The 21894-nt window shown below is 39.3% G+C and carries 22 protein-coding genes; 9 read left to right on the top strand and 13 right to left on the bottom strand.

The window, feature by feature from the left end; all coding sequences use genetic code 11:
• Positions 1-76 precede the first annotated feature (76 nt).
• Genes T7867_RS14820 through proC form a run of 3 tightly spaced genes read right to left on the bottom strand, consistent with a single transcriptional unit; the run spans position 77 to position 2900 of the window.
• A complete protein-coding gene (locus T7867_RS14820) occupies positions 77-1276 on the bottom strand; it encodes a glutamate-5-semialdehyde dehydrogenase (protein WP_322299499.1) in 1200 nt (399 codons plus the stop codon).
• A 10-nt stretch (positions 1277-1286) separates the two neighbouring features.
• Positions 1287-2066 (bottom strand): glutamate 5-kinase, encoded by a 780-nt coding sequence (gene proB / locus T7867_RS14815; protein ID WP_068222745.1) that lies wholly within the window; start codon positions 2064-2066, stop codon positions 1287-1289.
• A gap of 3 nt (positions 2067-2069) precedes the next feature.
• Positions 2070-2900 (bottom strand): pyrroline-5-carboxylate reductase, encoded by an 831-nt coding sequence (proC, locus tag T7867_RS14810; protein WP_068222746.1) that lies wholly within the window; start codon positions 2898-2900, stop codon positions 2070-2072.
• Positions 2901-3344: 444 nt separating this feature from the next.
• Between proC and T7867_RS14805 the strand changes: the two genes are divergently transcribed.
• Both T7867_RS14805 and T7867_RS14800 read left to right on the top strand, forming a co-directional pair.
• Positions 3345-4085, top strand: coding sequence for a 3-keto-disaccharide hydrolase (locus T7867_RS14805; protein WP_322299498.1), 741 nt, complete (start codon positions 3345-3347; stop codon positions 4083-4085).
• Positions 4086-4249: 164 nt separating this feature from the next.
• Positions 4250-5032, top strand: a complete 783-nt coding sequence (locus T7867_RS14800) for a tRNA pseudouridine synthase A (protein WP_322299497.1) — start codon at positions 4250-4252, stop codon at positions 5030-5032.
• A 46-nt stretch (positions 5033-5078) separates the two neighbouring features.
• Here T7867_RS14800 and T7867_RS14795 read toward each other — a convergent pair whose 3' ends face one another.
• From T7867_RS14795 to alaS, 3 genes are read right to left on the bottom strand one after another with little or no spacing between them, the layout of a single operon-like run.
• The gene (locus T7867_RS14795; protein ID WP_322299496.1) at positions 5079-6200 is read right to left on the bottom strand and encodes a TlpA disulfide reductase family protein; all 1122 of its coding nucleotides are present in this window, start codon (positions 6198-6200) and stop codon (positions 5079-5081) included.
• Positions 6197-7660, bottom strand: a complete 1464-nt coding sequence (gatB, locus tag T7867_RS14790; protein WP_322299495.1) for an Asp-tRNA(Asn)/Glu-tRNA(Gln) amidotransferase subunit GatB — start codon at positions 7658-7660, stop codon at positions 6197-6199. The genes T7867_RS14795 and gatB overlap by 4 nt, the downstream gene beginning before the upstream one ends.
• Positions 7653-10286, bottom strand: coding sequence for an alanine--tRNA ligase (gene alaS, locus T7867_RS14785; protein ID WP_322299494.1), 2634 nt, complete (start codon positions 10284-10286; stop codon positions 7653-7655). The genes gatB and alaS overlap by 8 nt, the downstream gene beginning before the upstream one ends.
• A 109-nt stretch (positions 10287-10395) precedes the next feature.
• Between alaS and T7867_RS14780 the strand changes: the two genes are divergently transcribed.
• The 3 genes from T7867_RS14780 to dprA all read left to right on the top strand — a co-directional run bounded on the left by T7867_RS14780 (position 10396) and on the right by dprA (position 12898).
• The gene (locus T7867_RS14780; protein WP_322299493.1) at positions 10396-11388 is read left to right on the top strand and encodes a M23 family metallopeptidase; all 993 of its coding nucleotides are present in this window, start codon (positions 10396-10398) and stop codon (positions 11386-11388) included.
• Between the two features lie 68 nt (positions 11389-11456).
• Positions 11457-11795 carry a MerR family transcriptional regulator gene (locus T7867_RS14775; RefSeq protein ID WP_068222790.1) on the top strand — a complete coding sequence of 113 codons (339 nt, stop codon included), beginning with the start codon at positions 11457-11459 and terminating at the stop codon, positions 11793-11795.
• The gene (gene dprA, locus T7867_RS14770; protein ID WP_322299492.1) at positions 11792-12898 is read left to right on the top strand and encodes a DNA-processing protein DprA; all 1107 of its coding nucleotides are present in this window, start codon (positions 11792-11794) and stop codon (positions 12896-12898) included. Before T7867_RS14775 ends, dprA begins: the two co-directional genes overlap by 4 nt.
• A gap of 46 nt (positions 12899-12944) precedes the next feature.
• Here dprA and T7867_RS14765 read toward each other — a convergent pair whose 3' ends face one another.
• The 5 genes from T7867_RS14765 to T7867_RS14745 form a co-directional block, all read right to left on the bottom strand.
• Positions 12945-14303, bottom strand: coding sequence for a serine hydrolase domain-containing protein (locus T7867_RS14765; RefSeq protein ID WP_273513592.1), 1359 nt, complete (start codon positions 14301-14303; stop codon positions 12945-12947).
• Entirely contained in the window at positions 14300-15148 is an 849-nt protein-coding gene (locus T7867_RS14760; RefSeq protein WP_273513594.1) for a hydroxymethylglutaryl-CoA lyase, read from the bottom strand. The genes T7867_RS14765 and T7867_RS14760 overlap by 4 nt, the downstream gene beginning before the upstream one ends.
• Before the next feature lie 106 nt (positions 15149-15254).
• On the bottom strand, positions 15255-15755 hold the full coding sequence (locus T7867_RS14755; protein ID WP_068222798.1) for a fasciclin domain-containing protein: 501 nt from the start codon (positions 15753-15755) through the stop codon (positions 15255-15257).
• 207 nt (positions 15756-15962) lie between these two features.
• The gene (locus T7867_RS14750; RefSeq protein ID WP_273513597.1) at positions 15963-16775 is read right to left on the bottom strand and encodes an anti-sigma factor; all 813 of its coding nucleotides are present in this window, start codon (positions 16773-16775) and stop codon (positions 15963-15965) included.
• The gene (locus T7867_RS14745) at positions 16775-17332 is read right to left on the bottom strand and encodes an RNA polymerase sigma factor (RefSeq protein ID WP_273513599.1); all 558 of its coding nucleotides are present in this window, start codon (positions 17330-17332) and stop codon (positions 16775-16777) included. The genes T7867_RS14750 and T7867_RS14745 overlap by 1 nt, the downstream gene beginning before the upstream one ends.
• A 219-nt stretch (positions 17333-17551) precedes the next feature.
• Here T7867_RS14745 and T7867_RS14740 point away from each other — a divergent pair, with 219 nt between their 5' ends.
• Positions 17552-17962 (top strand): GNAT family N-acetyltransferase, encoded by a 411-nt coding sequence (locus tag T7867_RS14740; protein WP_273513601.1) that lies wholly within the window; start codon positions 17552-17554, stop codon positions 17960-17962.
• Between the two features lie 450 nt (positions 17963-18412).
• On the opposite strand, the gene T7867_RS14735 is transcribed toward T7867_RS14740, so the two are convergent.
• Both T7867_RS14735 and T7867_RS14730 read right to left on the bottom strand, forming a co-directional pair.
• The gene (locus T7867_RS14735) at positions 18413-18931 is read right to left on the bottom strand and encodes a peroxiredoxin-like family protein (RefSeq protein ID WP_273513603.1); all 519 of its coding nucleotides are present in this window, start codon (positions 18929-18931) and stop codon (positions 18413-18415) included.
• A gap of 10 nt (positions 18932-18941) precedes the next feature.
• On the bottom strand, positions 18942-19523 hold the full coding sequence (locus tag T7867_RS14730) for an NAD(P)H-dependent oxidoreductase (RefSeq protein WP_273513605.1): 582 nt from the start codon (positions 19521-19523) through the stop codon (positions 18942-18944).
• Positions 19524-19628: 105 nt separating this feature from the next.
• Between T7867_RS14730 and T7867_RS14725 the strand changes: the two genes are divergently transcribed.
• The 3 genes from T7867_RS14725 (at position 19629) to T7867_RS14715 (ending at position 21876) form a co-directional block, all read left to right on the top strand.
• Positions 19629-20021: a winged helix-turn-helix transcriptional regulator gene (locus tag T7867_RS14725; RefSeq protein WP_273513608.1), complete on the top strand. Its 393-nt coding sequence runs from the start codon at positions 19629-19631 to the stop codon at positions 20019-20021.
• A gap of 657 nt (positions 20022-20678) precedes the next feature.
• Positions 20679-21020 carry a hypothetical protein gene (locus T7867_RS14720; protein WP_273513610.1) on the top strand — a complete coding sequence of 114 codons (342 nt, stop codon included), beginning with the start codon at positions 20679-20681 and terminating at the stop codon, positions 21018-21020.
• 193 nt (positions 21021-21213) lie between these two features.
• Positions 21214-21876 (top strand): hypothetical protein, encoded by a 663-nt coding sequence (locus tag T7867_RS14715; RefSeq protein ID WP_273513611.1) that lies wholly within the window; start codon positions 21214-21216, stop codon positions 21874-21876.
• Positions 21877-21894 lie beyond the last annotated feature (18 nt).

Raw genomic sequence — 21894 nt, 5'->3', positions numbered from 1 at the left:
TCATATGCTCAAATCGAGTAACGACATCTATCACCTCACTATCCCTTAAATACACCCTGACGGGTTTTATCTATACCTAGACTCTTACGTGACCTTGTCCGTAGACATAGTACTTATTCGTAACTAATTGTTCAAGCCCTAGAGGACCTCTATGGTGCAATTTGTCTGTACTAATTGCCAGCTCTGCACCTACTCCCATGGCTCCACCGTCAGTGAAGCGAGTTGATGCATTATGATACACCGCTCCGCTATCTACTTGCTCCATAAAGGTCTCTGCTTTGCTTAAATCAGTTGTCATAATGGCTGAAGAGTGACCACCAGAGTATTTGTTAATCTTCTCGATGGCCTCCACTTCGTCACCCACAAGCGCTACGCATGCTTTGAGTGCCAAAAACTCTTCATACCATGTATCTTCATTCTCAATCTCAGCCTCATCGCTGAGTATCTCCTTCACCTGCTTATCTACCAAAAGCTCAACCTCAAATTCATGTAAGGCTTTTTGTAGGTGAAGCAATTTCTTATCTAGATCTGGAAGTCTCTTATCTAGTAAAATCTTATCCAATGCATTACAGGCCGATATTTTATCGGTTTTAGCATTGAGTATTACCTTTATCGCCTGTTCCCAATTTGCAGAGTGGTCTACGTAAATAAAGTTATTTCCTCTACCCGAAACCAAGACTGGGCAAGACGCATTTTCCTTCACAAACTGGATTAGTCTTTCTCCACCTCTAGGCACTATTAAATCAATCTGTTCTGTCGGATTCTTTAGGAATTCTTGGGTTTCAGCTCTTTGAAGCTTCAGAAGCTTCACATAATCGGTAGTAATATCATTCTCTTTTAAAGCTTGATGCCAAACGTCTACCAATACCTTATTTGAGTTTATGGCTTCTTTTCCACCCTTAAGCAAGATTTTGTTATTGGCCTTAAACGCTAAGACAGCAGCTTCTACAGTTACATCTGGCCTAGACTCATAAATGATCATGATGGTACCAAAAGGAGCTGTTTTATTGACTATTTTCAACCCATCGTCTTTGTTGATTTCTGAAATCACCTTACCTACTGGATCATCTTGATTTCTGACCTCTCTTACAGCCTGAATCATGCCATCTACCTTTTTATCATTCACCACAAGGCGGTCATACATGGCTCTATCTTCCTTGTTAAAAGCATCGAGGTCTTTCTGGTTTGCCTCAATGATTTCCGATCTCCTAGCATCTAGGAGCTCTATTACTTTATCTAAAACTTTATTCTTTATATCTGTACTTAATAAATTCATTATTAATGTTTTATGATGTAAACTTGGTACCAACGGTTTTACCTTCAACTATGTCAAGGATCACTCTTTCGCGCTTTCCGTTGGCAATAAATGTGGTAATATCTTTTGCTGCAGTACCTTGGGCAATCCTCAACTTAGATCGCATTCCTCCGCGACCTTCTCCTTCTCCTTTGCCACTTTTTTGTATGTAATGATCTAGGTTATCTTCCACATCTACTTCTCTAATTATATGGGTATGATCATCATCTGGATGCCCATTATACACACCATCCGTATCGGTTAGCATAATGAGCATATCTGCATTAATTAGTTCGGCAATTAGACTAGCCAGCTCGTCATTATCGGTAAACATGGTATGCGAAACCGATGTGGCGTCATCTTCATTGGCGATTGGAATGACTCCTTCAGACAATAGACCTTCATAACAATTGATCATATTCTCTCTCCAAATCCCAGGGTTGAAGTCGCGCTTGGTAGCGAGTACCTGCGCACACTTCATCCCATAATCATGAAATAATTCGTAGTAAGTCCTCATCATTCGAGGCTGACCTACCGATGAGAAAACCTGTCTTCTGGTAGCCTTGTCTTCTATACTACAGCTACCAAGCACTTCTTTACCAGCTATTGCCGATCCTGAAGAAATAAGCACTGCCATAATATCTTGCTCATAGAGCTCGGCAATTTGCTTTACAATCTCATGGATGATAGGTCTAACAATTCTATTATCCTTATTGGTAAGCACATTAGTACCTACCTTAATTACGACTCTTTTCTTTTCTGTTCTTTCCAAAACTTATTTTTCAACTGCTTCTTGTTCTTCCACTTTACCTAGTTCTACTGCCCTATTAAAGGCTGCATAAGCTGCATCGTGAATCAAGTCTTTTACATTATTATCGTCTAAAGAATCTAGTGCTGCCTGAGTAGTTCCGCCTTTAGAGGCTACTCTCTTCATCCACCCATTAGGCGATAACTTATTTTTATTGAAGAGTTCAATGGCTCCTTCGAAAGTCGAACTAACCAATACCTTAGAGTCATTATCTGAAAAGCCCATACTTTTAGCGGCTTCCATCATAGACTCCATAAAATAAAATACGTAGGCAGGCCCACTGCCTGAAATACCCGTTGAGGCATCGATAAACATTTGAGAATCAACCCGTACCGATTTCCCTGTAGAATTCAATAAATCTTCTACCATCCATAACTCAATTCTAGAAATCTCTGGTGCGGCCAAGTAAGAAGTCATACCCTTACCCACCTGCGCAGGCAAATTAGGCATTGCCCTCACTACCTTCTTGATTCCTAGACCTTGCTGAATGGTTTCGATGGTAACACCCGCCATAATGGAGATCACTAATTTCTGATCATCCATCATTTCTATCATTTCTGACATTAAACCATCATTGTGATAAGGCTTAACTGCCAAGAAAATGATGTCTACAAATGGCAAAGATTCTTCTAAGGTGTCCGCCACTTCAAAGCCATCATCTGCTTTTTTCAGTGCATCTCTTAAGTCGGCAGACTTATCGTACACCAATAAGTCTTCTCTTTCTAAATAGCCCGACTTAGCTATTGATTTAGCATACGTGAGACCCATATTACCGGCCCCGATAACTAATACTTTCATGATTATTTATGATTAAAATGATTGGATTGCATGACAATAGTTTCCAACCCGAGATGTATATAAATCACGGGGAAGCGAAACTCATATCTAAAGCACCTTAGCTTTTAAAGGAACATTTGGCCAGAAACAGGCCCGTAGGATGAGACAAGATACTATCTTTTGGATGCGTATTCTTTTCTGCGAAGCTCATAACATTAATAAAACACTATGACGGCAGATAGGTTCATATTATTTTCAAAAATCCTGAAAACGATTGAAATTGAACCACTTACCCGTTGAAACTCATAATTTATAGCTCAGTACACCTAGAATTCACCTACAAATCAATGGCTTTACCTAATTCGCTGGCTTAACCTGTATTGATTTAAACTGAAATAGCGAACCTTTCTCAGTGATGTTCATACTTACAGCTTCATTCATTATCTTGGAGCAAAACCTATAACTATGAAATTGAAAGCATTTTATTTTTTATTGAGCGCGCTGGTATTGGTTAGTTGTGGTGGTGAAAAGAAAGATTCGGCCACCGAAACCACTGAAACTACAGAAGAATCATCTGAATGGGTAAGCTTATTCGATGGTGAAACTTTTAATGGCTGGAAAACCTATGGTCAAGACACCATGTCTGATTCTTGGTCAATTGTAGATGGAGCTATTGCTTGTAATGCCGGTATTGGCGAAGAGAATGTTGGCTTCGATATTGGCTCACTAGTTACCACTTCTACTTATGGTAATTTCGAATTTGAACTAGAGTACAAAATTGCCAAAGGTGGCAACAGTGGAATTTTCTACCATGTGGTAGAATCTGAAGAATATGGAACTGACTACACAACAGGTCCTGAATATCAGGTGTTAGATGATGAATTCTCTAGATCTGAAACGGAGCCATACAAGATGGTAGCCTCTAACTATGCTATGCATGCCCCATCTGAATCAAAAAAGCCAAATCCTCATATGGAATGGAATCAGGTGAAAATCATCTATAACAATGGCCATGTTGAGCACTGGTTAAATGGCGAAAAGGTGTTAGAGTTTGAAGAAGGTTCTGCGGATTGGTTAGCTAAGAAAGCAGCTGGAAAATGGGCCAATTCGGATACTTACGCAAAGTATAAAGAAGGAGCCTTTAGTCTTCAGAACCATGGAGATGAAGTTCATTTTAGAAATATTCGAGTTAAAGAGCTGAAATAATTGAAACGAGGCTGTTTCAAAAGCTAACTGTCATTCGCGACTTCGTTCCAATAAATAGGGAGGGAATCTTGCCATACTGGCTTTGTAGGCCAAATGAGATTCCTAGTGAAGCTGGGGAATGACGAAAGTAGTAGCATTTGAGACTGCCTCTTGTTTTTGCATCCATGAAGGCCAACTTTTACTATATAGTGCACATACAATACCTCGGCTATCGGTTTCATGGCTGGGCCAAGCAGCCTAACGTAAAAACCGTACATTATATGATAGACCGAACCCTCACTTTTGTGATGGGACAACAATGGTTCAAAACCTTAGGAGCAAGCAGAACCGATGCGATGGTTTCCGCTAACCATGCGGCCTTCGAGCTCTTTCTAAAAGAACCAATTGAAGACATATCTGAGTTTACAGCTTTATTCAACAAGAATCTCCCTCCTGATATTAAGGTTCTTAAAATAGAAGAGACAGATAGGCACTTTAATATTATAAACACCCCGAAACAGAAAGAATACATCTATCTATTTTCATTTGGGCAAAAAGCCCACCCATTCTCCTCTCCATTCATCAGCACTTTTTTAGATACGCTAGACTTAGAGCTTATGAAGCAAGGTGCAAAAGTTTTTGAGGGTAATCATGACTTTAGAGCTTACACTAAAAAACCAGCTCAAGAGAAAGTTACTACCAGATTGATTGAAAAGTCTGAGATTGTTCGGAATGAATATCATCAAGCGAGCTTCTTTCCTAGTCCATCTTATGCCTATGTGGTGCAGGGCAAAGGCTTTATGCGCAACCAAATCCGTATGATGATGGGACAACTAATCAGACTGGGAAGAAACGAAATCGATTTAGACTACTTAGAATCGAGCTTAAAAACTGGCTTTCCAGATCACCTAAGTTTAGTGGCTCCCGCCTCTGGTTTAGTTCTGAATGAAGTAAAATTCTATCATTAAAAGAGTCCAACCGCTTTAGTTGGGCTCATTTTTTTGTTCAAAACGGTTATTCCCCAAAAATGCTTTCTAGTTTCGCCTGAAGGGCTCTACCTCTTAGGTTCTTACCGATAACTCTTCCTTCTGGGTCTAATAAAAGCGCGAAAGGAATGGCATTGATTTTATAGGTGACTGCTGCCTCGGACTGAAAATATTTAAGGTCAGACACGTGGTAAGGCCACACCAAACCATCTTTCTCAATGGCATCTACCCATTGATTTCTAGTTCTATCAAGGCTCACACTAAATACCTCAAAACCATCGTCATTGTATTTGTTGTACATTCTTACCACATTCGGGTTTTCCATTCGGCAAGGTCTGCACCAGCCTGCCCAGAAATCTAGGAGCACATATTTACCTCTTAGAGACTCAAGGCTCATCATTTCACCCTCTGGGTTGGGCAACTCCAAATTAGGTGCAACATCGCCCATGGCTACGGCAGGTTTAAATACACCCACATTGCTAACGAAATAGTCTACATCTGAAGAATTAGGAATCTCCTTCTGAAGCTTAACAGATAAAGAATCTAAGAACTTATACTCGTCTGCTTTATTAGGAATATAATCGGTAATGAGTAAACTCACTAGGGAGCCTTCCAGGTCCATAGCCATATCTTTTAAGAACTTTACTTTACCTTCTTCCATAGCTAAACCTTGGGTGGTTAGCTCTTCAACAAGTTCAGTATTTCCTTCATTTCTGGCTTGAATATACTGTTGATTGAATTCTTGGACCTTGACTTGATAAGCATCCATATACTCATACAGCTTAGCCATATTTTCCATGTCTTTAGAACCAGTTACCTCAATATCATTCCCCTCTTCTCCACTGGCTTCAACTTTTAAGTTCTTATCTGCCAGAATAAGCGTTTCATATTGCTTGTTGTAAATATTTAGCCTGTAAAAGCCAGGGCCATCTACCGATACTTCAAGCTCAAAGTTTCCATTGTGATCCGAATAAACGGTCTCCACTGGCCTTACTTGTCCTCCTTGTCCTACCTCAAATCGCTCCAAAATCACCTCTCCTTGCGGAATGGCGTTCTCAATTTTACCAGTTATTTTAATTAGACCATCGTTGCTTCCGCCACAAGCCGAAAGCAAAACCACTAAAGTCAATGCTAAAAATTTCTTCATCATTTGCTTAACGCTTTATTCAATTCTTGCTGAACATCTTTTGGGGTAGCTTTACCTCGAGTTTTCTTCATTACCTCTCCCATAAAGAGTCCAATCAACTTCTTCTTACCTTTTTTATAAGCTTCAACCTCTTTTGGTAAAGATATCAATACCTCTTGAATTATAGACTGAAGCTCTCCTGAGTCTTTTTCTACCAGCAGATTCATCTGTTCTGCCAAGATAGTCGCAGATTTTTCTCCCTTAAGTAACTCAGGTAACAACTGCTGAACAGCAGTTTTATATACTACCTTGCCATTATCTACCAGATTAATTAGTTCGGATAGGCTTTCTGGTGTTAGCCCAATTTCAGATAACGATTGATTTCCCTCGTTCTGAAGTGCTCTAATTGGTCCATTTAACCAGTTAGCTGCAGACTTAGGCTCCTTTACCTGATGGCACAACGCATCGAAGTATACTGCGGTTTCCTTTTCTTCGGTTAGAATAGCAACATCATAGTCAGACAGCTGATATTCTTGCTGAAATCTTATTCTGAATGCTGATGGCTGAACTTCTGCCTTTGGCTTTAATGCAGCTATAAAAGAATCTTCTAATTGCAATGGTGGCAGATCTGGACAAGGAAAATAACGATAATCGTTCATAGTTTCCTTAAAACGCATACCGTAGGTTTTACCTTCATCGGGGTTGAAGGTTCTAGTTTCTACAGCAATCTCCTCACCTTTCAAAATTAGGTCTAGCTGTCTTTCTAATTCATAATAAGCGGCCTTACGAACATTATTGAAGGAGTTCATATTCTTAATCTCCACCTTCGCCCCGAGCTCACTATCTCCTTTCCTTTTGATTGAAATGTTGGTATCGCAACGCATTTCACCTTTCTCCATATTGGCATCACCAATACCTAAATAGCGCACCATTCTTCTTATCTCTTGAAGACATGCCGCGGCCTCTTCTGGGCCTTTAATGCTAGGGTTGGTCACCATTTCAATCAGCGGTGTGCCAGCTCGGTTCAGGTCGATCATCGTGCTAGAACCATCGTCATGAATAGACTTTCCTGCATCTTCTTCTAAATGGATATGATGAAGACTAACAGCCTCTTGAGCAAGCTCTTTCCCTATCAACTCAATCTTGCCTCCAACACAAATAGGAGTCTTATCCTGAGTGGTTTGATAACCTTTTGGTAAGTCTGGATAGAAGTAACTCTTTCTATCGAAATAGTTGTGTCTGGTAATATCACTACCACAGGCTAGGCCCATTAGCACAGCCTTTTCTACCGCAGCTTCATTAAGCACCGGCAAAGTACCAGGGTGGCCCAAGCTAATGGCCGAAACATACGTATTCGGCTCATCCGTTTCAGCATTAGAATCGGAAGAGAAAATCTTAGATTCTGTATTGAGCTGGACGTGTATTTCCAGCCCAATAGTGGCCTCATAGCCTGCTTCTTCTAATTTTTGGAGTATATTAGGCAAAACTGGCTGTTATTTCTTGGGCTTCTTCCACCACTTTGTCTAGACCTGAAATGTCCTTTCCTCCAGCCGTAGCAAAGAATGGCTGACCACCGCCACCTCCTTTGATGTTCTTAGCTAAATCTCTAACAATCTGACCGGCATTTAAGCCTTTATCTTTCACCAAAGCTTCATCTATAATCACCGAAATTTGAGGTTTACCATCTATATCGGCAGCTAAAATAGCGAACAGATTATTCACCTCATTTTTAAGCTCAAAAGACAGTTTCTTTAAAGCATCTCCCGAAGGAAGAACTACTTTTTGAATTAAGGTATTTACACCGCCAACCTCTGCAACTTCTTTCTTCAGATCATCTTTTACTTGGCCAGATTGCTTAGCATGAAGTCCTTCTATTTCTTTAGTAAGCTTCTTCTGCTCTTCCATCAAGGCCGTAATAGCTTTGGTCAAGTCTTTCGGGTTCTTTAGTAACTCTTTTACCGATTTCAACTCCTTCTCTTGCTCTTGTACATACTCAAAAGCTTTCGGGCCGGTGAATGCTTCAATCCTTCTTACACCTGCCGCAACAGCACTTTCAGAAACAATCTTGAACAAACCAATATTGCCTGTAGCACCCACATGCGTTCCACCACAAAGCTCTACTGAATATTTAGGGTTGAAAGTGATCACGCGAACAAAATCGCCATACTTTTCACCAAATAAAGCCATAGCTCCCAATGACTTAGCTTCATCTATCGGAACTGATCTCTTTTCATCTAATTGAATGTTCTCACGAATGCGAGCATTCACAATTTGCTCAATCTTCTCTATTTGCTCTGGCTCTACTTTTGAGAAGTGTGAAAAGTCAAACCTTAAAATAGAATCAGAAACCAATGAACCTTTTTGCTGAACATGGTTACCCAAAACCTCTCTTAAGGCAGCATGTAATAAGTGAGTTGCTGAGTGATTGAACTTGATTAATGATCTTCTATTCGAGTTAATTTCAGCCTTAAAAGTAGCCGAAGGATCGCTCGGCAGTTTGTCTGTGAAATGAACGATCAGATCATTTTCTTTCTGAGTATCCAAAACCTTTAGCGTCTCAGAGTCGCTTTTCAGTACACCGGTATCTCCTACCTGACCACCGCTTTCGCCATAGAAAGGAGTTTTGTCGAGTACAATCTGGTAGACTGTTCTTTTCGCTTCTTTGATCTCTCTGTACTTGATGATTCTAGACTCGGCAGTTTCTTGGTCGTAACCAACAAATTCTACTTTAGAGTCAGTCAATATTTCCGTCCAGTCTCCCTTCTCCGAAGCAGCATCAGCCTTCGATCTGTTCTTCTGTTCAGCCATGGCTGAGTTGAAACCAGCTTCGTCAATTGTCAGTCCATTTTCACGAGCTATAAGGGCTGTAAGGTCTACTGGAAAGCCATAAGTATCGTATAATTCGAAGACTTCTCTGCCTTCGATAATTGTTTCATTTTGAAACGCTAATTTATCTTTTATTTGCTCTAATCGCTTTAAACCGTTATCCAGAGTCCTTAAGAAGCCTGTTTCTTCTTCCTTAATCACTTTACTGATTAACTCTCTTTGGCTATCCAACTCATCGAAGAAGCCCTTGTATTGATCAGCGAGAACATCGACCAATTTGTAAAGGAATGGACTATCGAAATTGAGGAAAGTATAGCCGTATCTAACTGCTCTTCGCAAGATTCTTCGAATCACATAACCAGCCTTATTGTTCGATGGCAAGGTTCCATCTGCAATAGCAAAAGAGATCGCCCTGATGTGATCTACAATCACTCGAATAGCGATATCTGTTTCTTCCTTCTCGCCATACTTCACTCCTGCTTCACCAGCAATCTTATCGATCAATGGGGTGAATACATCAGTATCGTAATTCGACTTTTTACCCTGCAAAGCCATAGCCAAACGTTCGAAGCCCATTCCGGTGTCGATGTGTTGTGCAGGCAGGTTTTCCAATCTACCATCAGCCTTTCTATCGAACTGCATGAAAACTAGGTTCCAAATTTCCACCACTTGCGGATGATCATTATTGACCAAGTCTTTTCCTGGCACGCTGGCAATTTCTTCATCAGATCTTAAGTCTATATGAATCTCTGAACACGGACCACAAGGGCCAGTTTCGCCCATTTCCCAGAAGTTATCCTTCTTGTTTCCATTGAGGATTCTAGACTCATCTATAAATTCCTTCCAGAAGTCATAAGCCTCCTGATCGAACTTTAAACCTTCCGATTCATCTCCCTCAAATACAGTTACATATAGCTTGTCTTTTGGAAGACCATAAACCTCTGTCAGGAGTTGCCAAGCCCATTGAATAGCCTCTTTTTTGAAGTAATCTCCAAACGACCAGTTACCCAACATTTCGAACATAGTATGGTGGTAAGTATCTATACCTACCTCTTCCAAATCATTATGCTTACCAGATACTCTCAGACACTTTTGGCTATTGACAGCCCTAGTATAATCGGCTGTGGCATTACCCAGAAACAGATCTTTAAACTGGTTCATACCCGCATTGGTAAACATCAATGTTGGGTCGTTTTTAAGTACCATCGGAGCAGAAGGAACATACTTATGTCCTTTTTCTTCGAAGAATGAAATAAACTTTGATCTTATCTCTTTGGCTTGCATTGGAGAACTGTTCAAATGTGATTAGCGTTACAATAAATTTGTTACTTTTGCTGAAGCCTGAAAGCTGTGCAAAGGCACAAAATTAGGAGAATTTCAAAAAGGATTCTTAATGTCAAAAATAAAATATTACTACGATACTGAGACCTGCAAATATGAAAGAGTAAAGGTCAAAAAACGCGATGTAGTGATAAATGCGCTAGGATTTTTCTCACTATCCCTCATTCTGGCCATCGGCATCATTGTGGTGCTCTCCAACTATTTTGATTCCCCAAAAGAACTTGCATTAAAGAAAGAGAATGACGAGTTGAAACTGTATTATGACATAATGCAGAACCAGCTTACCAGCATGGACGATATGCTAAAGGTTCTTCAGGAAAAGGACGATCAGGTTTACAGAACAGTTTTTGAAGCTGAACCAATTCCTGAAACAGTACGTGAAGCTGGCTCTGGTGGTGTATTGAAATACAGAGACTTATTAGAAAGCGACCTATCTAATAAAGACCTGGTGGTGGGTACATTAGACAAACTCGATAGAGTGAAGAAGAAGATGTACATTCAGACCAAGTCTTATGACGAAATTATGCAATTGGCTCGCAATAAAGACGAGTATTATGCTGCAATGCCAGCTATTCAGCCTGTTTCTAACGAAGACTTAAGAAGGTTCTCTTCTGGTTTTGGCATGCGTACCGACCCAGTTCTGAAAGTAAAGAGAATGCACTACGGTGTAGACTTTTCGGCTGAACAGGGCACCCCTATCTACGCTACTGCCGATGGAAAAATCTCAGTTGCAAGAACTACTTACACCGGACTAGGCAAGCATGTTAAGATAGATCATGGCTTTGGATTCCAAACAGTTTATGGCCACATGAATAGATACATTGTTAAAGCTGGTCAAAATGTTAAGCGTGGTCAGATAATCGGATATGTAGGCAATACTGGAAAATCTACCGCCCCTCACGTACACTACGAAGTCCATATTAACAATAAAGCCGTTAACCCCGTTAACTACTTTTACATGGATTTGGATGCTGAACAATACGAAGAAATCTTAAGGCTTTCTACTATTGAAAACCAGTCGTTAGGTTCATATGCCAATCAATAATTTTTAGAGATTCCTAAGTGAATTATAACTTCAAGTAACTCTTTTAATTAACTTCGTAACTAGTTGATATGCCGTACAAAGAGAAGCCCATAATCAAGAAATATTTCACCATTGGTGAAGTTGCCAAAGAGCTTGGTGTGGCCACCTCTTTAATTCGTTTTTGGGAAACACAGTTCGATTTTATTCGTCCCAAAAAAAACGCCAAAGGAAACCGTAAATACACACAAGACGATCTCAAAAAACTCAAGCTAGTCCACCACTTGGTGAAGGAAAAAGGCTACACCTTACAAGGAGCCTATGACCATATCAAAGAGAGTAAAGACAGCATTGACGATACCGCTGAGATGGTTCAATCACTAAAACGTATTCGGGAGTTTTTAGTAGAGATGAAGAACAACCTTCCATGAGTGAAGACAAGCGCTATCAAGTCGCGCTTTCCTTAATACCTGGCATTGGCCCAGTCCTGGCCAAGCAGCTAATCAATCATTTCGAGACACCACAAAACATCTTTAAGGCTACCAAAGGGAAGCTCACCAAGGTGAATGGATTGGGGAAGAAACTGGCTGAATTAATCTCTGGCGAAGAACAGTTGCTCGCTAAGGCAGATAAGGTACTTGAGGCGTCTGAGAAGCTAGGCATCCAAACTCACTACTACAAAGAAGACTCCTACTCACAGCGCCTTAAATCCATTCTAGATGCACCAATTGTTCTCTACACCAAAGGCAATGTTGAACTCAATACAGAAAGAACCCTTGGCATTGTTGGCACCAGAAAAGCCACTAAATACGGACTTCATCAGACGGAAGACATAGTTTCAAGCAGCCAATCATCTAAGCCCATTATTATATCAGGCTTGGCATACGGTATCGATGTTAGAAGCCATGAAACAGCCGTGAAGCTGAACATTCCAACTTACGGTGTTCTGGCCTGTGGCTTAGACACTATTTACCCTTCGGCACACAGAAGCATTGCCCAAAAAATGTTAGATAATGGAGGCTTAATCAGCGAATACCCTGTAGGCACTAAAGCTGATGCACGACTATTTCCTGCGAGAAATAGAATTATCGCAGGTCTTTCAGATGCCTTAATTGTAGTTGAAGCGGCAGCCAAAGGCGGTGCACTGATCTCAGCTAATATTGCTCATAGTTACGACAAACCCGTTTTTGCAGTTCCTGGAGAAATTGGAAAAAGCTTCTCTGAAGGCTGCAACCTGCTTATCCGAAACTATAAAGCTTCAATCTACACTGGCTTTAGAGACATTGAAGAAGCTTTGAACTGGGACTTGAATCAATCTTCCAACAAAAAGGTCATTGAGAAAGATTACAACCATCTTTCGACAGAACAAAAGAAAGTAGTTGACATACTTCTCAAAAATGGCCAGCAAATGCAGATTGATGAACTCAGCTGGCAAAGTGAGACCCCACTGAATCAGCTGGCCTCTATCCTACTTCAGCTAGAGTTTGAAGGGTTGATCAAGCCTTTTCCTGGCAAGGAGTATAGATTGGTTTAGCGTAAATCTTAGATTCTAGACACTAGACTTGATCCTGATCTCTTTATTACTCCCAATGAGTACCAATGGTATAAGTACCACCCCCTATCCTCAATAATTCATAGACTAGGTTGTGAATATTCGGACGCACGTTCAAACTATAAATCTTGCTATTGTTTCTAGTTGGGTATACCCGATTAGAAAGGAAGATAAACAGTAAATCATTGGCTGGGTCGGCCCACACCAAAGTTCCAGTATAGCCCGTATGCCCGTAACTCTCTGGCGATGCATCTTTAGCCACGCTACTTACGCGCTCATTATACTCTAGCAAAGGTTTATCGAAACCGAGTCCTCGCCTATTATCATTTTCGGGAAACTGAACACTTGTAAACTCCTTTACTGTTTCAGCCTTCAAATACTGAGTTGTTCCATATTTACCTTCATTCAGCAGCATTTGATAGACTTTGGCTAAGTCCATAGAATTACTGAATAGACCTGCATTTCCAGATACTCCAAGCATCATAGCAGCACCTTCATCGTGTACCACGCCCTGCAACTGCGCCTGACGGAAGAATGTATCATTCTCTGTTGGCACTATTCTATTGAGCGAAAAACGATCTGTAGGATTAAAACTAAGCGTTTCAGCATATAATGGCTGATAGAAGTTATTATTCAGGTATTCTTCATACTCTACTCCAGACAACCGCTCTACTAGTTCAGGAATTAAATAAAAGAACAGACCAGAGTAGAGATACTTCTTGTCTTCGCTTACCTCCGACTTGCGGATCATTTTATAAATCTTCTTTTCTTTGAAGTCTTTATGGAGAAATAAACCAGTACCCTCTAGTCTAGTCGGAAATCGTCTGGATGAATCTGTTTTTACCGTATTCCACCTCCATTTGCCATTTTTCCGCTGCGATTCTGACCAGTAAGGAATCCAAGCCTTTAGACCTGCCTGGTGAGCCAAAATCTCCCGAATACGTAGTTCGGCTTTATCTCCCTTGGCTATTTTTGGAAAGTAGTAACCAAAAGTTTGATCTAAATCGAATAATCCCTCATCGTACAGCTTCATCAAAGCTAATGTAGCAGCAGTTACTTTGGTCACAGAAGCTAAGTCGTAAAGATCAGAGTCTTGCACCTTTCTTAGGCTGTCATAAGTATGAAAACCAAAAGAGCTTTTGTAAAAGACAATCCCTCCCTTGGCCAGTAGAACCTGCGCACCAGGAAAAGCCATTGAGTCGATTGCCTCAGTCATTATCTTGGAGATTTCTTGAGAAAGAATCTCTCCATCTACTCCAACTTCTTCAGGACTACCCAACACCAATTCACCTGCAGATCTATTGATTCTGTATTGCGCATTGATACTCGAAGCAGAGAGCAAAAAGAGCACAAATACAAAGCTTATGTACCTAAGAAGCTTGCTCATCCTGGAAACACATCTATGCTTTGAACCATAGCCTTTTCAAACTCGGCTTTACTGTACTCGGGGGCTTCACTATGCTCTTCTAAAATCTCTAATAATTTTTCAGTGGCTACATTTCCAGTCAGGTCATCTTTGGCCATAGGGCAACCACCAAAACCCTTAATTGCCGAGTCAAATCTTTTGCAGCCAGCTGCCAGCGCTGCCTCCACTTTTTCTCGTGTTCTTTGGGGAGTAGAATGGAAATGCGCCCCAAATTCTATAGTTGGATAGGCGGTTATACTGTTTTTGAAAATATCTTTAATTACCTTAGGTTCAGCAATTCCGATAGTATCGGATAAACTAATGATTGAAATTTTAAGATCACTCAACTTCTGAACAAATTCAGAAACGATCTCTTCATTAAAGGGCTCGTCATAAGGATTTCCGAAGCCCATTGAAATGTAAGTGACTAGAGTTTTATTATGTTTCAAACACAAGTTCTGAATCTCTGCTAGTTGATCTAGCGCCTCTCCCACACTCTTATTTGTGTTGCGTTGTTGAAAGGTTTCAGAGATAGAAAGAGGGAAGCCCAAATAACTTATTTCTTCAAAACTCACTGCTTGCTCTGCCCCTCTCAGATTGGCTATAATGGCCAACAATTTTGAGCTTGTTTGAGACAGGTCTAATTGTGAAAGTACTTCAGCTGTATCTCTCATTTGAGGGATGGCTTTAGGAGAAACAAAACTCCCAAAGTCTATAGTATCGAAACCAACTTTGAGCAACTGGTTTACATAAGCTGCTTTGGTTGTTGTGGGAATAAAATCATGTAGCCCTTGCATGGCATCTCTCGGACATTCAATCACCTTCATGTTTCAATGTTAAGCAATGGATAGTAAGCTTCAAAACTGAAATTATACCAAAAACAAAGGCCACCCAAATATTGAGTGACCTCTGAATCAACCATAACCAAAAACCTTATTTCATACTTGGTGGTAGAATCACTTTATCTATTACGTGTACCACACCATTGCTTGCTTTTACATCGGCCATAACCACTTTAGCACCGCTAATTTTAACGTTACCATAAGAGATATCTACCATTACGTTTTCGCCCTGCACTGTTTTTGCTTTTTGCCCATTAGAAAGGTCTGAAGACATTACCTTTCCAGCCACAACATGGTATGTAAGCACAGCTACCAGTTTATCTTTGTTTTCAGGCTTCAAGAGCATATCTAATGTACCAGCAGGAAGCGCAGCAAATGCTGCATCGGTTGGAGCAAATACAGTGAAAGGACCATCGCCTTTTAAAGTTTCTACTAATCCGCCAGCTTTAACAGCAGCTACAAGGGTAGATAGATTTTCATTTCCAACGGCTAAGTCAACAATATCTTTAGATTGAGCCTTTGACTGATTTAGCGTTAAGAACATTGTAAAAAGTACACCTAGTGCTACTTTTAGAATCTTGTGATTTTTCATAATTCAGATTAAAATTTAATTTCTAACTACCCGAGTTACGACCTCAACCGTACGACTAGATTTATACTGTTGAATATTTTTTGAAAAAAGTTAAACAGACCGGAAGTTTATAACGCAAAAAAGCCTTCCCACTATCTGGAAAGGCTTTTTCATAATTCTTTAAAATAGTTTATAAACCGATAAAGGTTAAGGTGAAGAACACTTAGATCAAATAAAACCCTTTACATAGGTCTTATCTACTGTGGCAATTGGGCTACCACCTTCTTTCTCTAGTGTAACCGCAAAGGCCCTCACATCACCCTTTATTACTTTGAGCTCTTGCACCAACTGATTATGGTCAAATATTCCTGCATCTATTGGCGCTTGACCGTCTTTAATGGCCCATAGCTGATATTGATGTCCATGAGGAGGCTCTGGTAGCTGATCTACACTAATGAATACTGCGTTCGATTTTTTATTCCAGAACACATTGGCAAAAGACTCTGGAGATATATCGAGTCCATCCATTCGCACATGAATGTTGTCTTCGCTCATAAAATGAGCTACACGTAATTCTGCATAAGCTAGCTCTTGTTCGGTATTAGAAGCCTTTTCGGCTAATACCGAATTGTTTTGCTCTAGCAGTGCAAGTCTTTCTTTTGTTTGCTTAAACTGAGAGTAAAAGATATAGTTAAACCCAAGGCTGATCACCAAGAGAATGGTGGCTGCAATAGACCAAACGGGTATAACATTTACTCTTTTGATTTTGACCTCATCATCTGACTCATTAAGAACAGCCATAAAACGCTCTTCTTCTCCCTTTTCTATACCAAGGAGTGATTTCTCCAAAATTTCATTCGATGGGGTTTTATCAGAGGCTTTTGCGTACACCCTCAATGCCTCTTGAAGTTCTTCAAGCTCTGCTTTTACTTCTGGATATTGCATGGCTACTCGTTCAACTTCGAGCATTTCTTGCTCAGAAAGTTCTCCGGCAACATACTTTTCCAGAATACCTGATTCTATGTATTCCTTCACGTTCATTATACAAATGACCTCAAATGCTTTAACGCGGTTCTTATTCTGGTTTTTACAGTGCCAATTGGCACTTCTAGTTTGTCGGCTATTTCTTGGTGCGAATAACCCTCAAAAAATGACATATCGATCAAAAGTCGGTATTTATTCGGTAACTGTTCTAAAAGTTGCTTTGCCATTAGTTTTTCAAGGCTATCATCAGCACTCGATTTGTTTTCCAAAGCTACGACCTCTACGGCCATTTTAGATGTTTGACTTTCTTTAAAGTCTCTAGTTTTTCTTTTATCAAGTGCTGCATTCCTGCTTATGGTAACAAGCCAAGAATACAATCCAGCTCTCTGCTGGTCGTAAGTGGCAGCATTGTTCCATACTTTTATGAGCACCTGCTGCAATACTTCTTCGGCCATTGGCCTGTCTACAATAATTCTACTGATCACATTCAACAAAGCAGCTCCATAATAATCGAAAATCAGTTTTATGGATTGTTTGTCTTGCTGGCAAAGCAAAGAAACAATTTGTGTTTCAATGGCTGTTTTGGTTGGAATTGACTGCGTAGCTGACGGCACGGTTGGGTTAATTTAGTGATAGAACCGCCCCGCTTTCAGATTGTTTAAAGTGATTTCTAGCTTTTGAACAACAAAACTGAAAAGTCACTAATGATTGCTCACCAATTTCTAAAAGCAAAGCCCTCGATCTCTAAAGACTGAATCCTTTCAATAATTTTCAAAAGTTTGAATATTTGAATCCTTCACCCTTTAGGGCAGGGATATAAATTTAATTGACTAATGACCATCCTACACATCACGCCCGAGCAAACCTATGAAATCCGCCATCGAGTCATGTGGCCCGATCAGCCTTTTGACTATGTAAAAATTGCCAATGACAATGAAGGCCTACACTTCGGCTATTTTGTGGATGGAAAGCTCATCTCTGTAATCTCTGGCTTCTTTAATGAGGAAACTAAGGAAGCTCAGTTCCGTAAGTTTGCTACTCTTCAGGAATTCCAAAGCAAAGGCTATGGCTCTCAGCTCCTCTCCCATTTAATTGAGGAATTCACTGCCCGTGGTGCCATCAGAATCTGGTGCAATGCTAGAGTTATTGCCACTGCTCTTTACGAACGCTTTGGCATGCACAAAACCAACCAAACCTTTACCAAACTAGGAATCGACTATGTGGTAATGGAGAAGGTGATTTGATGATAAATTGATTTGGTGATGGGATAATTTGGAAATGGTTTGATTTAATCACAAGACATATACCTATTCGAACCGTCATTCTGAGGAAGGTACGACCGAAGAACCTCCAACATAAGACACCCTATTTAACCTTTATGATATCAAGTCGTCAGACAAATACTCAGAAGATTTACCTGATACCATAGCTTTCAACACTGCTAGAGACAATTGGTCAGACGACTATGAAGTAAATAAACCTTCCACTATACGCACATATCAGCCGTTAATATGACTGATACATAACGTTGTACGCAAGCTGAAAATCACGCTCCAGTAAAATTATAAACACCTTTTCCTTTCGCCACCAATACATCCTCTTGAAATGCTTTCATTTCTGTCACCATTATTCGATCCCCGCATTCTGATCAATTTTATCAATCTTTCTTGTGTATTTATATCCATATGACAGATTTACAGCATTTCACCTCTTGCAGGATAACCTGACTGAACGATGTAATCTACCGCTTTTACAAAAGAAGGAAGGTATGGTCTTCCCCAGGGGTTACTGTTTATAGCCGAATAATAAACTTCATTTTTATTGTCAATCAAAAACAACCCTGGTTCACTAAACTCACTTGGCTCACCAGCTTTTACACCAGAGCTTAAATATAAAGCCCAATCTCTCGCTGATTTTTCAGTTAAACCATAGCCCAAAGTAAGATTAGACAATTCCCAATTTTGACGAGAAAGTCTTGCTCTCTTTTCTGTATCCATACTTACGACCACGATATCAACACCTCTCTGCTCGAATTCGGGTAGCAATTCCTGTAATTGTTGTAAGTATTTCTTGCACAATGGACAATGCAAGCCTCGGTAAAAAACAACCAAAGTAAAGTTATCTGGTTTTTGGTCTGCCAAATTCCATTGATTTCCATCTAATAATGGGAACTGTAAATCTGGCGCTGTATGTTTTGGTGTTGGTCTATTCATAACAAATACTTTAAAAGTTTGCTTTCAAGTGATTTTCAAAACGATTAAAATCATTCTCTACTTCTGGGTTTTTCATTACATCATATGCCATAAAAGTTGGTAATGGCTCAAAACCAAACCACTTAAAATTAAGATGCATCGGTTTTAAAAGGTCGTCTTCGCTTATTCCATTAAAAAACACTTCCTCTGGGTTATTGAAAGCTTCTTTTGGTGCATTAGCCGTTACTGACATCATATACTTTCCGTTTAGCTTTCCACCTAATCCGTAATTCTTCTTGGGCGCTTCTGGACTTCTGCCATCACCGTTTGACATTTCGCCCATCATACCCATAGAAAATACCTCATCGATGTATTTTTTAAAGGACCAACTTACACCCATCCAGTTCAATGGTGTTTGAAAAAAGACCACATCTGCCCATTTGAATTTTTCAATTTCTTCATTAACATCATAATTGTCTTCCATTGTGGTCTTCTTGACATTGTAACCATTGCTTTTAAAATAGTTCTCCGCTTTTTCAGTTAAAGCCGCGTTTAATTTTCCTTCAGAAAACGGGTATTTCTGATGACCATTGATGATAAAAATATTTTTCATTCTAAATTTTAACTACATTTGTTTCACAAAGAAACTAATGTCAGTTTATAAATGAAACCATTATGCTTTGATTCGAAAAAAATAGTGGTAACTAAAAAGTAACTAATGGCAAGAAAATATATAGACAACCCGAATACTTGTTCCCTTGTGCATACCATGAACATCATAGGCAATAAATGGAAACCGATTATTCTATACTTACTATCAAGTGGTTCTATGCGATTTGGAATGCTGAATACGCTAATACCTACAATCTCAAAAAAGGTGTTAACTAATCAGCTGAAAGAATTAGAAAACGATGGCTTACTCTTAAGACAATCTTTTGCTGAAATCCCACCAAGAGTTGAATATTCATTAACTAAAAAAGCAGTTGGCCTTTTGCCAGCTTTAAGAATGTTAAGTGATTGGGCCAATGAAGCTTATCCTGAAATGGAATTTGAAGAATGTAGAATTGTCGAAAAAGAAAAGCCAGCGTACAACAACATATATAGTAATTAGAGATTTAAGTACTTAACATGCCTTTGCCTGCAGGAAATCTCCAAAATCTGGTAACTGATTTAACCTTTAGATATCAAGTCAGACTAATACTTAGAAGCTTTATCTGATGCCAAAGCTTTCAACACTGTTGGAGACAATTGGTCAGACGACTAACATCAGGTTCCTTGGTGTTTGAGCATTCTAAAAGTTGGTACTAACCAAACCTTGTAAGTTACTCCTAAAATGTCTTTCTTCATTTTAGGAAAACACACAATTCCTTTCACTCTATATGCTTTTCTAGGAAATAAGAATATGACTATTTATCCCTAGATGTAGACGGCCATAAGTCATAAACCTTTCATTATATATTTGTATCAGTCATATTTATGACTGATATATAACGTTGGTGGTAATCCAAAAATGGATCAACAAGAGTTTAAAATATTCACACCCAAAAAGATTCAAAGGATCACTCCTAACAAGAGTGTTCTAGGTTTATTTATACCATCCTTATTTTTGCTCTTTTATACTGATAATCTCCAAAATTCTGATTTCCTACATGCGCTTGGCCAAATTCTAATGTTCTCAGCGATTAGCTCAGGCCTCTATTTCACTATAACGAAACATACCCGAATTATACCATTGAACGGGACCCTTGACAAGACTCTTAATTTTGGTTTGAAAAAAATTACTATTGGAGCAAATCAGTACGATTTAGACGATTTAAGGAAGATAGATTTCTTAATTCAAGACTACTTCGATAAATGGAATTATACTCGAGATTTTAACCCATGCAGATCGAACGGTGTAGGAAACAAACTGATTTTAACCCTTAAGAATGGGCAAATCATTGAATCTAATTTTCAATTGATGTATGAAGGCCAAATGAAAAAACTTGAAACAATTCTTATTCAATATCATGGAGCGGGAGTTCTTCATTTCCTCAAACTAATTGACCTTTTGGGTATTGATGATTATGATGAAATACAAGAATTTAAGAAAAGACTACCACCAACATAACCTATACACAATGCGGCTAATGGTGGTACCGAAGCTTCTATTCTTCTACCCCACCAAAGCTGCGCTTTGCATTTGAAAATGAATAAACTAAAAACAAAATAAACGATTTGGCTCGAAGCAATACGACAGTTTAGTGCTTTCTACTGCCCTACTTGCCATATACTAATCGTTATACGCAATGAGTGTAAACTAAATGAATACTGAATTTTCAAAATATCATTGTGAAGAGTTTTTTGACGAGCACTATGAAGATGGACTTTTTCATCCAACTGAACCTCAAGATTTATTAGCTCATAAGGAATTAAAAATTGATAATAAGAACCAATTCTTACAAATAGGTCAGATTTGGGATGACCATGATTTAGTTCTAGGCTATAGAAAAGGACTAAATGGTATCTATGGACGCTCAAACTATAACGGAGAATGTACTTTCTTCTCCAATTCTATAAAGGAATTTACAGAAGGCTGGTATCAAAAAGACTCTAATTATTGGGATAGTTTAACACAATACAAAATTTGGTCAGAAGTCGAACATTTCTACCAGAACAACCAAAAACGTTATAATTGGAAAGTAAAAGGACTATTGAACTTTATTCAAAGAGCACTACAAACCCAATTATCAAGTGAAGTATTTGTAAAAGGATATAAGAACCAATTAGGAATATCTCTAAAAAACGGTTTCATCAGACGTCCTTTTGAAAATATGGTTAATCTAGTTGTTGATGAAGGCACAGGGAATTATACTTCACATTTTCAGTCAAGCTTTTTTGATTGGCATAGTTCAGCAGAGTATGAAAGCGACAAATTAGATGAGCTCATTGAAGATATTAGAAAGTGGATTATGAAAAGCGTATAACACGGTATATAGCAAATA

This window comes from Roseivirga spongicola, from assembly GCF_034376045.1.
In the GTDB taxonomy this organism is placed as follows: domain Bacteria; phylum Bacteroidota; class Bacteroidia; order Cytophagales; family Cyclobacteriaceae; genus Roseivirga; species Roseivirga spongicola.
This window is presented reverse-complemented; position numbering and strand designations above follow the sequence as displayed.

Coding starts and splice junctions, on each gene's coding strand:
- T7867_RS14820 (WP_322299499.1), bottom strand. CDS start 1,276: ATGAATTTATTAAGTACAGATATAAAGAATAAAGTTTTAGATAAAGTA.
- proC (WP_068222746.1), bottom strand. CDS start 2,900: ATGAAAGTATTAGTTATCGGGGCCGGTAATATGGGTCTCACGTATGCT.
- T7867_RS14805 (WP_322299498.1), top strand. CDS start 3,345: ATGAAATTGAAAGCATTTTATTTTTTATTGAGCGCGCTGGTATTGGTT.
- T7867_RS14800 (WP_322299497.1), top strand. CDS start 4,250: ATGAAGGCCAACTTTTACTATATAGTGCACATACAATACCTCGGCTAT.
- T7867_RS14795 (WP_322299496.1), bottom strand. CDS start 6,200: ATGATGAAGAAATTTTTAGCATTGACTTTAGTGGTTTTGCTTTCGGCT.
- alaS (WP_322299494.1), bottom strand. CDS start 10,286: ATGCAAGCCAAAGAGATAAGATCAAAGTTTATTTCATTCTTCGAAGAA.
- T7867_RS14780 (WP_322299493.1), top strand. CDS start 10,396: ATGTCAAAAATAAAATATTACTACGATACTGAGACCTGCAAATATGAA.
- T7867_RS14775 (WP_068222790.1), top strand. CDS start 11,457: ATGCCGTACAAAGAGAAGCCCATAATCAAGAAATATTTCACCATTGGT.
- dprA (WP_322299492.1), top strand. CDS start 11,792: ATGAGTGAAGACAAGCGCTATCAAGTCGCGCTTTCCTTAATACCTGGC.
- T7867_RS14765 (WP_273513592.1), bottom strand. CDS start 14,303: ATGAGCAAGCTTCTTAGGTACATAAGCTTTGTATTTGTGCTCTTTTTG.
- T7867_RS14760 (WP_273513594.1), bottom strand. CDS start 15,148: ATGAAGGTGATTGAATGTCCGAGAGATGCCATGCAAGGGCTACATGAT.
- T7867_RS14755 (WP_068222798.1), bottom strand. CDS start 15,755: ATGAAAAATCACAAGATTCTAAAAGTAGCACTAGGTGTACTTTTTACA.
- T7867_RS14750 (WP_273513597.1), bottom strand. CDS start 16,775: ATGAACGTGAAGGAATACATAGAATCAGGTATTCTGGAAAAGTATGTT.
- T7867_RS14740 (WP_273513601.1), top strand. CDS start 17,552: ATGACCATCCTACACATCACGCCCGAGCAAACCTATGAAATCCGCCAT.
- T7867_RS14735 (WP_273513603.1), bottom strand. CDS start 18,931: ATGAATAGACCAACACCAAAACATACAGCGCCAGATTTACAGTTCCCA.
- T7867_RS14730 (WP_273513605.1), bottom strand. CDS start 19,523: ATGAAAAATATTTTTATCATCAATGGTCATCAGAAATACCCGTTTTCT.
- T7867_RS14725 (WP_273513608.1), top strand. CDS start 19,629: ATGGCAAGAAAATATATAGACAACCCGAATACTTGTTCCCTTGTGCAT.
- T7867_RS14715 (WP_273513611.1), top strand. CDS start 21,214: ATGAATACTGAATTTTCAAAATATCATTGTGAAGAGTTTTTTGACGAG.